Source organism: Streptomyces naganishii JCM 4654 (assembly GCF_014650575.1).
Lineage (GTDB): Bacteria > Actinomycetota > Actinomycetes > Streptomycetales > Streptomycetaceae > Streptomyces > Streptomyces naganishii.
Genome location: NZ_BMVF01000020.1, coordinates 115,573 through 129,562 on the forward strand (window position 1 = coordinate 115,573; position 13,990 = coordinate 129,562).

The 13,990-nt window shown below is 73.9% G+C and carries 8 protein-coding genes; 6 read left to right on the forward strand and 2 right to left on the reverse strand.

The genetic code is table 11. The annotated features are described in order from the left end of the window. Positions 1–235 precede the first annotated feature (235 nt). The 3 genes from IE217_RS28865 to IE217_RS28875 all read left to right on the forward strand — a co-directional run bounded on the left by IE217_RS28865 (position 236) and on the right by IE217_RS28875 (position 6,101). Positions 236–2,689, forward strand: a complete 2,454-nt coding sequence (locus IE217_RS28865) for a type IV secretory system conjugative DNA transfer family protein (protein WP_190180889.1) — start codon at positions 236–238, stop codon at positions 2,687–2,689. 134 nt (positions 2,690–2,823) lie between these two features. Next, entirely contained in the window at positions 2,824–4,497 is a 1,674-nt protein-coding gene (locus tag IE217_RS28870; protein WP_190180890.1) for a PucR family transcriptional regulator, read from the forward strand. Between the two features lie 155 nt (positions 4,498–4,652). Further along, entirely contained in the window at positions 4,653–6,101 is a 1,449-nt protein-coding gene (locus IE217_RS28875; protein ID WP_190180891.1) for an aldehyde dehydrogenase family protein, read from the forward strand. A 78-nt stretch (positions 6,102–6,179) separates the two neighbouring features. Here the strand turns inward: IE217_RS28875 and IE217_RS28880 are convergent, their stop codons facing one another. Next, a complete protein-coding gene (locus IE217_RS28880) occupies positions 6,180–7,514 on the reverse strand; it encodes a PP2C family protein-serine/threonine phosphatase (protein ID WP_229865670.1) in 1,335 nt (444 codons plus the stop codon). A 92-nt stretch (positions 7,515–7,606) separates the two neighbouring features. Continuing rightward, positions 7,607–8,620: a LacI family DNA-binding transcriptional regulator gene (locus IE217_RS28885; RefSeq protein WP_190180893.1), complete on the reverse strand. Its 1,014-nt coding sequence runs from the start codon at positions 8,618–8,620 to the stop codon at positions 7,607–7,609. A gap of 433 nt (positions 8,621–9,053) precedes the next feature. Here IE217_RS28885 and IE217_RS28890 point away from each other — a divergent pair, with 433 nt between their 5' ends. The 3 genes from IE217_RS28890 to IE217_RS28900 all read left to right on the forward strand — a co-directional run bounded on the left by IE217_RS28890 (position 9,054) and on the right by IE217_RS28900 (position 13,718). After that, entirely contained in the window at positions 9,054–10,994 is a 1,941-nt protein-coding gene (locus IE217_RS28890; protein ID WP_190180894.1) for an acyl-CoA dehydrogenase family protein, read from the forward strand. A 160-nt stretch (positions 10,995–11,154) separates the two neighbouring features. Then, positions 11,155–12,417, forward strand: coding sequence for a 1-deoxy-D-xylulose-5-phosphate reductoisomerase (dxr, locus tag IE217_RS28895; RefSeq protein ID WP_190180895.1), 1,263 nt, complete (start codon positions 11,155–11,157; stop codon positions 12,415–12,417). Beyond that, positions 12,414–13,718 carry a M50 family metallopeptidase gene (locus IE217_RS28900; RefSeq protein ID WP_506004911.1) on the forward strand — a complete coding sequence of 435 codons (1,305 nt, stop codon included), beginning with the start codon at positions 12,414–12,416 and terminating at the stop codon, positions 13,716–13,718. Before dxr ends, IE217_RS28900 begins: the two co-directional genes overlap by 4 nt. Positions 13,719–13,990: the final 272 nt, after the last annotated feature.

Consider the following 13,990-nt stretch of genomic DNA (forward strand, 5'->3'; position numbering starts at 1 on the left):
TTCTTCGCAGGTTAGGGCGGCAGAAGGGGGGTGGGCATGCTCCATGTGGGCGTTGTCTGGAGTCGCCGTTGTCCGCGATGGACATAGAGGGGAGGGAAGAAGGCCGCGGGCCGGGAGAGCACGGGCGCGGGCGCCCCGCCGGGCGCCTTCGCGCGCAATCGGTGAACTCCCCTTGCCCGGGCGTTAGATTGACTCGCTGATGGTGGACGGAACGGCTGGTCAGGGGGCAGGGCAGATGGACGACGGGACGCAGGACGCCCGGGGTACGCATCCCAAGCATGCGCACCCGGTGCCGCGCCCGGCGGTGCCGCGGGACGCTCCCGCGCCACCGCCCCGGCCGGCGCGCCCGCCGGGTGCGCCCGGTGTGCCGGACGCGTACGGGTACGAGTCGCCGGGGGCACGGCCCGGCCAGGCCCCCGCACCCGCCCCGCGCGCGGCGGTGGCCGACTGGCTCGACGCGCCCCGGCCGGCCGCCCGCACCGGCATCTGGCGCCTGGGCCACCGGCCCCCCAAGGGCGCCGAGAGCCCGCGGCGGCTGCCGTCCATCACGGTCGTCGGCCTGCTGATCCCGCTCGTCGTGGCCCTGCTGGTGTGGTCGCTGTGGCGGCAGGGCGCCCTGCCCTACCAGTGGGCCCCGCTGAAGCTGTTCACTCCGGGCGACTGGTGGTGGGGCGGCACGGTGTCCCCGAAGGGCATGCAGGGCCGCGAGGCCGTGGTGGTCTACGACGGCGTCTTCTTCGCCGTCCTCGTCTACGCCGTGGCGCACCTGGGCAGCTGGCCCGAGGTGCTGCGGCACTTCGTCGGCCGCCGCCCGCAGCCCGCGCGGGCCCTGCTCGCCGCCGCGGGCGCCCTGATCACGCTGAGCCTGGTCTTCCCCAGCGCCTTCCCGGGCGTCGGCTGGAACCCGCTGCCCGTGGTCGACCCGGTGTTCTCCCTGGTCGTCCTCCTCTCCGGCGGCTACGACCTGTTCGCCTCCCAGCTGTTCACCGACACCCTGTACGCGCTCATCACCCTGCTGGTGGTGTGGCCCTTCGCCCGCCTCGGCGGCTGGTGGGGTTACGCCAGGGAGCTCTCCGCCCGCCGCCGCGCCGCCGCCGGCCCGGCCGCGCCGCCGCCCGCCGACCAGCCCCGCTCGCAGTGGCCCGGGCTCAGGGACGCCGGGCAGCACCAGGCCGCCGACGTGCTCACCGCCGAGGTCGCGGGCGGCCGCATGAACGACGTGGACTGCGCCCGCCTCGAGCGGGCCTGGGAGCAGGCCCGGCGCGAGGCGCGCACGCCCGGCTTCGCCGACACCGTGCTGCGCGAGGGCGGCGCCGCCTGGACCCACCCCTCCGGCGCCCGCGACCTGCCCCGCCGCGCCGCCCGGCACGACCTGCTGGAGGAGCAGGTGCGCATCGGGCGCTGGGTGCCGGGGGAGCGGGCGCCGCGCGCCTACCACGACGCCGGCGCGGCCGTCGGCCCGGACACGCTCGGCACCTCCCTGCTGGTGGTCGGGCCGTCCGGCTCGGGCAAGACCCGGCACGTCACCGAGCCGGTCACCGAGGCGCTCGCCCTCCAGGCGCTCACCGGCCGCTGCGCGGTGGTCGCCGTCTCCGCCGCCGGCTCGCCCCTCGGCCCGGACTCGGCGTACGACGTGGTGGTCCGCATCGGCGACCCCGCCTCCGTGCACGACCTCGACCCCTACGCCGAGTCCGACGACCCCGACGAGGCCGCCGCCTTCCTCGCCGAGGCCCTGGCCGGGGACCTGGACACCGTGGGCGCCCAGGGCGCCGCCACCGCGCTCGCCCAGCTGCTCGGCCCCTACCGCGCGGTGCACGGGCACTTCCCGCCGCTGCCGGTGCTGCGCGAGCTGCTGGAGGGCGACCCGGGCGCGCTGGCCTCCCTGCGCGCCGGGCTTGCCGCCGACGAGCACGCCGTGATGCGCCGCGAGCTCGACGCGCGGATGCGCCAGGCGGGCGGCGCCGCCGACGCGGGCCCCGCCCTCGCCGACCGGCTCGCCCTGCTCGACCGGCCCGTCTTCGCCGACTTCTTCGGCACCCAGGGCGCGGACGGCCGCCCCTTCTCGCTGCGCGCCGTCGCCCACCATCCGCTGCGGGTCCGCATCGACCTGCCCGAGCGCGGCCACGAGGAGGCGTCCCGGCTGATCACCCGGCTGGTCCTGGCCCAGTTCCACACCGTCGTACGGGACTCCCGGCGCCCCCACTTCGCCTGCCTGGTCCTCGACGACGCCACCGGCACCATCACCCCCGAGTCGGTGCGCCGCATCCAGCGGCTGCGCTCGCAGAACGCGGGCGTCGTCCTCGCCCTGCGCACGGTCGCCGACGTGCCCGAGGCGCTGCACGGCCCGCTGCTGGGCGCCGTCGGCTGCCGGATGGCGCTGTCCGGGGTCACCACCTGGGACGGCAGCCGGTTCGCGCACGCCTGGGGCACCGAGTGGGTGGAGACCAAGGAGGTCGCCAAGCACACCGTCTTCGCCGACCAGCCGATGACCCGGGCCATCCACGCCCTGCGCAAGCTGGTCACGGGGAAGGCGGTCACGACGGACGCGGTGACGACCAAGCAGGTCGAGCGGGAGCGCTGGTCGGCCTCCGAGCTGGCCCACGAGGTGCCGCCGGGCCACGCCGTGCTGTCCCTGACCACCGTGGCGGGCGAGCACGCGCCGCCGCTGCTGGTGGATCTGCGGGGCTGAACCGGGCGGACGACTGTGCGGACGGCCCGCGGGGCCCATACAGTGAGGCAGAATCAGCACAGGCCGTTCATACGTGGCGGCCAAAAGATCACAATGATCATCAGACCTCCGCAGACCTGAAGGCTCAAGGCCCCATGCCCCCGACGCTCGCCTCGCTCGTCCACCACTCGGCGCTGAAGCTGACCGTGCGGGCGGGCGCGGACCGCCTGGACGTGCCCGTCCGCTGGGCGCACGTCAGCGAGCTCGCCGACCCCGTGCCGTACATGGAGGGCGGGGAGCTGCTGCTGATCACCGCGCTCAAACTGGACGCGGAGGACCCCGAGGCGATGCGCCGCTACGTGAAGCGGCTGGCCGCGGCCGGAGTGGTGGGCCTCGGCTTCGCCGTCGGCGTCAACTACGAGGAGATCCCGAAGGCGCTCGTCGACGCCGCCGAGGCGGAGAACCTGCCCCTGCTGGAGGTGCCCAGGCGCACCCCCTTCCTCGCCATCAGCAAGGCCGTCTCCGCCGCCATCGCCGCCGACCAGTACCGAGCGGTCACCGCCGGCTTCGCCGCCCAGCGGGAGCTGACCCGGCAGGCGCTGAGCACCGGCCCCGAGGGACTGCTCGCCGCGCTCGCCGCCCAGGTCGACGGCTGGGCCGCGCTCTACGACGCCTCGGGCGCCGTCGTCGCCACCGCGCCCGAGTGGGCGGGGCGCAGGGCCGCCCGGCTCACCGCCGACGTGGAGCGGCTGCGGGACCGGCCCGCGCCCGCCTCCGCCGTGGTCGGCGGCCCCGAGACCGAGGACCGCGTCGAACTGCACTCCATCGGCACCGGCCGCCGCCCGCGTGCCGCCCTCGCCGTGGGCACCGCCGCCACGCTCGGCACCGCCGAGCGCTACGCCGTCCACTCGGCCATCGCCCTGCTCACCCTCACCACCGAACGCTCGCGCTCGCTGCACGCCGCCGAGCAGCGGGTCGGCGCCGCCGTGCTGCGCATGCTGCTGGCCGGCCAGCCCGACCACGCCCGCGCCGTCGCCGGGGACCTGTACGGCGGGCTGCTGGACGCGCCGTTCCGGGTGATCGTCGCCGAGTCGGCCTCGGCGTCCGCCGCGCGGGCGCACGCCGACGGGCACGCGCGCGTGCAGTCCGCCAAGCCCGCCGCGGCCGCCGTGCCGGCCGCCTCCGGCCCCGGCGGCGACCCGCTCGCGGCGCTCGCCGAGGTGGTGGAGGCCGCCGCCGCGCGCGCGGGCGAGGCCGTGCTGGTCGTGCCCGAGGGGGAGCGGCTGGTGGTGCTGGCCGGGGACGGCGGCGCGGCCGTCGCCGCGTGCGGGGAGTACGCGACCGGGCTGGAGGCGGCGCGCGCCGCGGCGGTGTCCGAGCAGGGCGCCGGCGAGGAGGACGAACTGGTCGTCGGGCTCTCCGCGCCCGCCGGGCCGATCGCGGCCGCCGGCGCGTACAAGCAGGCCGAGCAGGCGCTGTCGGTGGCCCGCCGGCGCGGCCGGGTGCTCGTCGAGCACGAGCAGCTGGCGTCCGGGTCCGTACTGCCGCTGCTGGCCGACGACGCGGTCAGGGCGTTCGCGGACGGGCTGCTGCGGGCGCTGTACGAGCACGACGCGACCGGGCGCGGCGACCTGGTGGCCTCGCTGCGGGCCTGGCTCTCCCGGCACGGCCAGTGGGACGCGGCCGCCGCCGACCTGGGCGTGCACCGGCACACGCTGCGCTACCGGATGCGCCGGGTCGAGGAGATCCTCGGGCGCTCGCTGGACGACCCGGACGTGCGCATGGAGCTGTGGCTGGCCCTGAAGGCGACCTCGACGGAGCCGGCGTAACGCCTCCCGCGGATGTGCCGTGCGCCGCCTGCGCCAATCCGGCACACCCGGGGGCCGCACTGCTCCACGTCGGACAAGCGCTGATCAGCGGGGCCGGCCCTACCGTTGACGACGCAAGCAGACAACCCCCAACGCGGAAGGGCCGGGACTCCTCAATGACTTCCACCACCGCCTTCTGGCTCGCCGGCCGCCAGGTCACCGGCGAGGACACCTTCGACGTCACCTCCCCGTGGGACGGCCGGCTGGTCGGCAGGGTCAGCGTGCCGACCGACGCCCAGGTCGAGGAGGCCGTGGCCGCCGCGTACGCCGTGCGGGACGAGCTCGCCGCCACCCCGGCGCACGTGCGCGCCGCCGCCCTGGACCACGTCAGCAAGCGGCTCGCGGAGCGCGCCGAGGAGATCGCCCAGCTCATCTCCGCCGAGAACGGCAAGCCGCTCAAGTGGGCGCGCGGCGAGGTCGGCCGGGCCGTGTCGGTGTTCCGGTTCGCCGCCGAGGAGGCCCGCCGGTTCAACGGCGGCGAGGCCCAGCGCCTGGACACCGACGCCGGCGGCCAGGGCCGTCTCGCGCTCACCCGCCGCTTCCCCAAGGGTGTCGTGCTCGGCATCGCGCCGTTCAACTTCCCGCTGAACCTGTGCGCGCACAAGGTCGCCCCGGCGATCGCGGCCGGCGCCCCGATCGTCCTCAAGCCGGCCCCGGCCACCCCGCTGTCCGGCCTGATCCTCGGCGACCTGCTCGCCGAGACCGAGGGCCTGCCGGCCGGCTCCTGGTCGATCCTGCCGGTCGCCAACGACAAGATGCCCGCCCTCGTCCAGGACGAGCGGCTGCCGGTCATCTCCTTCACCGGTTCCGAGAAGGTCGGTTACGCGATCATGGACTCGGTGCCGCGCAAGCACTGCACCCTGGAGCTCGGCGGCAACGGCGCGGCCGTCGTCCTGGCCGACTGGGCGAGCGACGCCGACCTCGACTGGGCCGCGAACCGCATCGCCACCTTCTCCAACTACCAGGGCGGCCAGTCCTGCATCTCCGTGCAGCGCGTGATCGCCGACGCCTCGGTGTACGACCGGCTGCTGCCGCGCATCGTCACCGCCGTGGAGGCGCAGGTCACCGGCGACCCGTCCGACGCGGCGACCGACGTCGGCCCGCTGGTCAGCGAGGACGCGGCCAAGCGCGTCGAGTCCTGGGTGCAGGAGGCCGTGGAGGCCGGCGCCACCCTGCTCACCGGCGGCAAGCGCGAGGGCGCCTCGTACGCGCCGACCGTGCTGACCGACGTGCCGGCCGATGTCACGATCTCCTGTGAGGAGGTCTTCGGGCCGGTCCTGACCGTGCAGAAGGTGGACGGCGAGGCCGAGGCGTTCGCCGCGGTCAACGACTCCAAGTACGGCCTCCAGGCGGGCGTGTTCACCCACGACGTGCAGGTCGCCTTCCGCGCCCACCGCGCCCTCGAGGTCGGCGGCGTGGTCGTCGGGGACGTCCCGTCCTACCGCGCCGACCAGATGCCCTACGGCGGCGCCAAGCAGTCCGGCGTGGGCCGCGAGGGCGTGAAGTTCGCGATGGACGACTACACCTACGAGCGCGTGCTCGTCCTGACCGGCCTGGCCCTGTAGGCCCGGTTCGCCCACGACGGCCGGAGCCCGCTGTGCGGGGGCTCCGGCCGTCGTCGTTTCCCGCCCCGGCCGGGCCGGTCAGCCGTTGGTCAGGCGGGCGGCCAGCAGGGCCACGTCGTCGTGCAGGGCCTGCTCGTGGGCGAGCAGGGCGTCGCACAGATGGTCCAGCGGGCGTGTGGTGTGGGTGGCGGCGATGTGCGCGGCCCGGTCCATGCCCTCGTCGATCGGGTGGGCGGGGTGCTCGACCAGCCCGTCCGTGTGCAGCAGCAGGGTGGAGCCGACGGGGATCGCCTGCTCGTGGTCCGGCCGGGGCAAGCCGGGGTCGACCCCGAGGGGCAGGCCCGTGTCCGCGTGCAGGTAGCGGGCGCGGTGGTCGGGCGTGACCAGCAGCGGGGGGAGGTGGCCGGCGCTGGACCAGCGCAGCAGGCGGCCGCCGTCCGCGGCCGGCTCTAGCCGCGCGACCAGCACGGTGGCCAGCGGTCCGCCGTGCAGCTGGTGCAGTACGGAGTCCAGGCGGCGCAGGATGCGGCTGGGCGGCTCCTGCTCGTCGAAGGCGATGACCCGCAGCATGTTGCTGATCTGGCTCATCACGGTCGCCGCCTCCAGCCCGTGCCCCATCACGTCGCCCACCATCAGGCAGGGCACCTGGTCGGGCAGGTGGATCAGGTCGTACCAGTCGCCGCCGATCCGGGGCGCGTCGGTGGACGGCTGGTAGCGGGAGCGCAGCTCCAGGCCGGGGAGGCGGGGCAGGTCGGGCAGCAGTCGCCGCTGAAAGTCCTCCGTGGCCTGGCGCAGCCGCTCGAAGAGGCGGGCGTTCTCGATGGCCACCCCGGCGGCTCCGGCCAGCGCGGTGACGATGTCCTCGTCGTCCTCCGTGAAGGAGCCGCCTTCCTTGTCGGCGAGGTAGAGGTTGCCGTAGACGGTCCCGCGGACCCGGATCGGCACCCCGAGCAGGCTGGTCATGACGGGGTGGCCCTCGGGGAAGCCCGCGGAGCGGGGGTGCCTGGCCAGGTCGTCCACGCGCAGCGGCCCCGGATGGCGGACCAGCTCGCCGAGCAGCCCGGTGCCGTGCGGCAGCTGGGCCCCGCCCGGCCCGCGGAACTGGTCGGCGCCGAAACCGGAGGTGATCAGCGACGTGAACTCGTGGTCCTCGCCGAGGATGCCGATCGCCGCGTAGCGGGCGGTGACCAGGGTCCGGGCCGACTCCGTGATGGTGCGCAGCACCACGTCCAGCTCCAGGGCCCCGCTGATGGTCACCACGGCGCCGAGCAGGGCGCGCATGCGGTCGTGGGCGTGGGCGATCTGGCGCAGCCCGGCCTGGAGCTGGTCGAGGTCGTCGACGCCCAACAGCGGCGGCAGCCGCGCCCCGGCGGGCCGGTGCGCGGCTTCACGGCCCTGGTCGTCCGCGTTCACGGCACCCGCCACCTCCTCCACCGGCGCCTGCACCCTTACGGGTACCCGCCACCGCCGCCCCATGTGCTGGCACGGGCCTACGGGCCCGGGCCTCACGATCTGGTGGCGGCCGGGCCCGAGCTGGTGCGGGGGGTCAGGTGCGGGGGGAGGAGGAGCACCTCGTCCGGGGTGTGGCCGTCGAGTTTGGCCACCAGGCGTTCGACCGCGCGGCGGCCCATCTCCTGGGCGGGGATGCCGACCGAGGTCAGCCGTACCGAGGCCTGCACGGCGACCTGGTCGGGGCAGATCGCGGCCACCGACACGTCCTCGGGCACGGCCCGGCCCCGCTGCCGCAGCAGGGCGAGCAGCGGCTCCACCGCCGACTCGTTCTGCACCAGGAAGCCGGTGGTGTCCGGGCGCTCGTCGAGGGTCCGGGCGAGGGTCGCCGCCATCGCGTCGTAGCCGCCCTCGCACGGGCGGTGCAGCACGCGCAGGCCCAGTTCGGCGGCCCGGTTGCGCAGGCCGTCCAGGGTGCGTTCGGCGAAACCGGTGTGGCGTTCGTAGACGGCGGGCGCCTCGCCGATGACCGCGAGGTCGCGGTGCCCGAGCATCGCCAGGTGTTCCACGCACAGCGCGCCCGTCGCCCGCCAGTCGAGGTCCACGCAGGTCAGCCCGGTGGTGTCGGCGGGCAGCCCGATCAGCACGGCGGGCTGCCCGCTCGCGCGCAGCAGCGGCAGCCGCTCGTCCTCCAGTTCGACGTCCATCAGGATCATGCCGTCGGCCAGCCCGCTGCCGGTGACGCGGCGCACCGCGCCGGGACCCTCCTCGCCGGTGAGCAGCAGCACGTCGTAGCCGTGGGCGCGGGCGGTGGTCGTGACGGCGATGGCGATCTCCATCATCACCGGTACGTACATGTCCGTGCGCAGCGGGATCATCAGCGCGATGATGTTGGAGCGGCTGCTGGCCAGCGCCCTCGCGCCCGCGTTGGGGTGGTAGCCGAGCTCCCGGATGCTCGCCTCGACCCGCTGCCGGGTGCTCGCCGAGATGGACCGCTTGCCGCTGAGGACGTAGCTCACCGTGCTCGCCGAGACTCCGGCGTGCTGGGCGACCTCGGCGAGGGTGACCATCGGGCTCTCCAGGTTCGCGAAGCGCTTCGACAGTGCGCGTCAACGGTGGGATGCGGGGCGTGAGGGCCGTTCGACAGTAGCTTCGGGGGAGGCGCGTGTCCATAGGCGCCGACCGGATGGTCCGGGCGGGCTGGCCGCATCGAAGCGCTTCGACTCCTTGGCTCGGGCCCGGATCGGCCCCCGTCTCCCCACGGCCGGCGGTACGCCGACGCCGCAGGTGTCGGCCGGCCGTGCCGTCACCCGTTCGGTCCTGCGGCCTACCGCGTTCCCGACCCTCACCCGATGCTGGTAAAACCGCCCCGAAACAGACGGTGGACCGCCGGCCGCCGTGCGCGAGGGGTGGTGAGTCCGCCCCGTATCGGGTACATACGATCAAGTAGCACTGGTGAGTAACGTACGTCCCAAGATCCCTATTCGCGGCGAGGTGAGCCTCATGTCCGCACCAACGGCCAACAAACGCACCGTCACCGAGCGTGAGGCGCGCCAAGTCGCGGAAGCGGCGCGGGAACAGGACTGGCGCAAGCCCAGCTTCGCCAAGGAACTCTTCCTCGGGCGCTTCCGCCTCGACCTCATCCACCCCCACCCGCTCCCGGCCGACGACGACGTCCAGCGCGGGGAGGAGTTTCTCGCCAAACTGCGCGACTTCTGCGAGACGAAGGTCGACTCGGCCCGGATCGAGCGCGACGCCCGGATCCCCGACGAGGTCGTCACCGGGCTCAAGGAGCTCGGCGCGCTCGGCATGAAGATCGACACCAAGTACGGCGGCCTCGGGCTGACCCAGGTCTACTACAACAAGGCGCTCGCCCTGGCCGGTTCGGCCAGCCCCGCGATCGGCGCCCTGCTCTCCGCCCATCAGTCGATCGGCGTACCGCAGCCGCTGAAGATCTTCGGCACCCAGGAGCAGAAGGACACCTTCCTGCCGCGCTGCGCCCGCACCGACATCTCCGCCTTCCTGCTCACCGAGCCGGACGTCGGCTCCGACCCCGCCCGCCTGGCCACCACGGCCGTCCCGGACGGCGACGACTACGTGCTGGACGGGGTCAAGCTGTGGACCACCAACGGGGTGGTGGCCGACCTCCTCGTCGTCATGGCGCGGGTGCCGAAGTCCGAGGGCCACCGCGGCGGCATCACCGCCTTCGTCGTCGAGGCCGCCTCCGAGGGCGTCACGGTCGAGAACCGCAACGCCTTCATGGGCCTGCGCGGCATCGAGAACGGCGTCACCCGCTTCCACCGGGTGCGGGTGCCCGCCGCCCACCGCATCGGCGAGGAGGGCCAGGGCCTGAAGATCGCCCTGACCACCCTGAACACCGGCCGGCTCTCGCTGCCCGCCATGTGCGCCGGCGCCGGGAAGTGGTGCCTGAAGATCGCCCGCGAGTGGTCCGCCGCACGCGAGCAGTGGGGCAAGCCGGTCGCGCTGCACGAGGCGGTCGGCTCCAAGATCTCCTTCATCGCGGCCACCACCTTCGCCCTGGAGGCGGTGCTCGACCTGTCGTCCCAGATGGCCGACGAGAACCGCAACGACATCCGCATCGAGGCCGCCCTCGCCAAGCTCTACGGCTCCGAGATGGCCTGGAAGATGGCCGACGAGCTGGTGCAGATCCGCGGCGGGCGCGGCTTCGAGACCGCCGCCTCGCTCGCCGCGCGCGGCGAGAGGGCCGTCCCCGCCGAGCAGATGCTGCGCGACCTGCGCATCAACCGCATCTTCGAGGGCTCCACCGAGATCATGCACCTGCTGATCGCGCGCGAGGCCGTCGACGCGCACCTCTCCGTCGCCGGCGACCTCATCGACCCCGACAAGTCCCTCACGGACAAGGCCAAGGCGGGCGCGAACGCGGGCGTCTTCTACGCCAAGTGGCTGCCCAAGCTGGTCGCCGGACCCGGGCAACTCCCGCGCTCGTACGCCGACTTCCACCCCGCGGGCCACGTCGACCTCTCCGGCCACCTGCGCTACGTCGAACGGCACGCCCGCAAGCTCGCCCGCTCCACCTTCTACGCCATGTCCCGCTGGCAGGGCCGGATGGAGACCAAGCAGGGCTTCCTGGGCCGGGTCGTCGACATCGGCGCCGAGCTGTTCGCGATGAGCGCGGCCTGCGTGCGCGCCGAGCTCCTGCGCACCCAGGGCGACCACGGCCGCGAGGCCTACCAGCTCGCCGACGCCTTCTGCCGCCAGTCCCGCATCCGCGTGGAGGAACTCTTCACCCGCCTGTGGAGCAACACCGACGACCTCGACCGCAAGGTCGTCAAGGGCGTGCTCGGCGGCGCCTACGAATGGCTCGAGCACGGCGTCATCGACCCGTCGGACGACGGCCCGTGGATCGCCGACGCGGACCCCGGCCCGTCCACGAGGGAGAACCTGCACCGCCCGAGCCCCTGACACCCGCCCGCAGGCCCGTCGCCCGTCCGGCCACCCGACCGGCCGGGCGGCGGCCCGGCGCCCCCGCGGGACGCGCCCGCCGGGTCCGTCACGCGGCGGGCGGCACCCGCCCGGGGGACGCGCTGTCCTTTCCGGGGGCCGTTGCGGCCACAATGGGGGGATGAGCGACAGTCCAGCCCCTCTCGCCGATCCGCATCTCGTGTTCGATCCCGTCGCCGGGGACGGGCCCAAGGACGTGGTGGTCCTCGGGTCCACCGGGTCCATCGGCACCCAGGCCGTCGACCTGGTGCTGCGCAACCCCGGCCGCTTCCGGGTGACCGGTCTCTCCGCCAACGGCGGACGGGTCTCCCTCCTCGCCGAGCAGGCGCACCGGCTCAGGGTGCGGACCGTGGCGGTGGCCCGGGAGGACGTCGTGCCGGCGCTGCGGGAGGCGCTGTCCGCGCAGTACGGCCCCGGCGAGCACCTGCCCGAGATCCTCGCCGGCCCCGACGCGGCCACCGCGCTCGCCGCCTCCCCCTGCCACACCGTCCTCAACGGCATCACCGGTTCCATCGGCCTCGCGCCCACCCTCGCCGCCCTGGAGGCGGGCCGCACCCTCGCGCTCGCCAACAAGGAGTCGCTCATCGTCGGCGGCCCGCTGGTCAAGGCGCTCGCCAAGCCCGGCCAGATCATCCCGGTCGACTCCGAGCACGCCGCCCTCTTCCAGGCCCTCGCCGGCGGCACCAGGGCCGATGTGCGCAAGCTGGTGGTCACCGCCTCCGGCGGCCCCTTCCGCGGCCGTACCAAGGAGGAACTGGCGCACGTCACCGTCGAGGACGCCCTCGCCCACCCCACCTGGGCCATGGGCCCGGTGATCACGGTCAACTCCGCCACCCTTGTCAACAAGGGCCTGGAGGTCATCGAGGCGCACCTGCTCTACGACATCGGCTTCGACCGCATTGAGGTGGTCGTGCACCCGCAGTCGTATGTCCACTCGATGGTTGAGTTCACCGACGGATCCACCCTGGCCCAGGCGACGCCCCCCGACATGCGCGGGCCCATCGCCATCGGTCTCGGCTGGCCCGAACGCGTCCCCGGCGCCGCGCCGGCCTTCGACTGGAGCAAGGCCTCGACGTGGGAGTTCTTCCCGCTCGACGAGGAGGCCTTCCCCTCGGTCGGCCTCGCCCGGCACGTGGGCCGGCTCGCCGGAACCGCCCCGGCCGTGTTCAATGCCGCCAACGAGGAGTGCGTCGACGCGTTCCTGCGCGGCGCACTGCCCTTCAACGGAATCATGGAGACCGTGACACAAGTGGTCGAGGAGCACGGCACCCCCCGCGCGGGAACTTCGCTCACCGTGCCGGACGTCCTCGAAGCGGAGACCTGGGCCCGCGCCCGGGCCCGCGAACTGACAGCCCAGACGGCGACCGCGGAGGCGCGTGCATGACGTCCCTGATGATGATCCTCGGCATAGTCGTCTTCGTGGTGGGCCTGCTGGTCTCCATCGCCTGGCACGAGCTGGGGCATCTGTCCACCGCCAAGCTCTTCGGCATCCGCGTGCCCCAGTACATGGTCGGCTTCGGCCCCACCATCTGGTCCCGGCGCAAGGGCGAGACGGAGTACGGCATCAAGGCCATCCCGTTCGGCGGCTACATCCGCATGATCGGCATGTTCCCGCCCGGCGAGGACGGCCGTATCGCCGCCCGTTCCACCTCACCCTGGCGCGGCATGATAGAGGACGCCCGCTCGGCCGCCTTCGAGGAGCTCGGCCCCGGCGACGACCAGCGCCTGTTCTACACGCGCGCCCCGTGGAAGCGGGTCATCGTGATGTTCGCGGGCCCCTTCATGAACCTCGTTCTCGCCGTCGCGCTGTTCCTCACCGTGCTCATGGGCTTCGGCATCTCGCAGCAGACCACCTCGGTCAGCTCCGTGTCCCAGTGCGTCATCGCGCAGAGCCAGAACCGCGACACCTGCAAGAAGGGCGACGCCCCCGCCCCGGCCGCGGCCGCGGGCCTCAAGGCGGGCGACAAGATCGTCTCCTTCGACGGGGTCGCCACCGACAACTGGAACAAGCTGTCCGACCTCATCCGTGCCAACCCCGGCAAGCAGGTCCCCATCGTCGTCGAGCGCGGCGGCCACGACGTCACCCTGCACGCGAAGATCGCCACCAACCAGGTCGCCAAGAAGGACTCCCACGGCCAGATCGTCCAGGGCCAGTACGTCACCGCCGGCTTCCTCGGCTTCAGCGCCGCCACCGGCATCGTCCGCCAGGACTTCGGCCAGTCCGTCACCTGGATGGGCGACCGGCTCGGCGAGGCCGTCGACTCCATCGCGAGCCTGCCCGGCAAGATCCCGGCCCTGTGGAACGCCGCCTTCGACGGCGCTCCCCGCCAGCCCGACTCCCCGATGGGCGTGGTCGGCGCGGCCCGCGTCGGCGGCGAGATCTTCACCCTGGACATCCCGCCCACCCAGCAGCTGGCCATGGCCCTGATGCTGGTCGCCGGCTTCAACCTCTCCCTGTTCCTCTTCAACATGCTGCCGCTGCTCCCGCTCGACGGCGGCCACATCGCCGGCGCGCTGTGGGAGTCGCTGCGCCGGCACCTGGCCCGGGTGCTGCGGCGTCCGGACCCCGGTCCGTTCGACGTGGCGAAGCTGATGCCGGTGGCCTACGTGGTGGCCAGCGTCTTCATCTGCTTCACCATCCTGGTCCTGATCGCCGACGTGGTTAACCCCGTCAAAATCACCTAGCCACGCGCTGTTCACGGCGGCCGGGCGGGCTCCCCGCCCGGCCGCCTTTACTCGAGTGGTCCGGCGGGTGGAATGTGCCGGAGCGGGGCCACGTACCCTAATCTCGAAGCCTGGAGCCCGCCGCTGAACGGGGCCGGACCTTGATCCACGACTTGGGGTTGCACAGCAGATGACTGCGATTTCTCTCGGCATGCCGTCCGTTCCGACCAAGCTCGCCGAGCGCCGCAAGAGCCGGCAGATCCAGGTCGGGTCGGTGGCGGTGGGCGGGGACG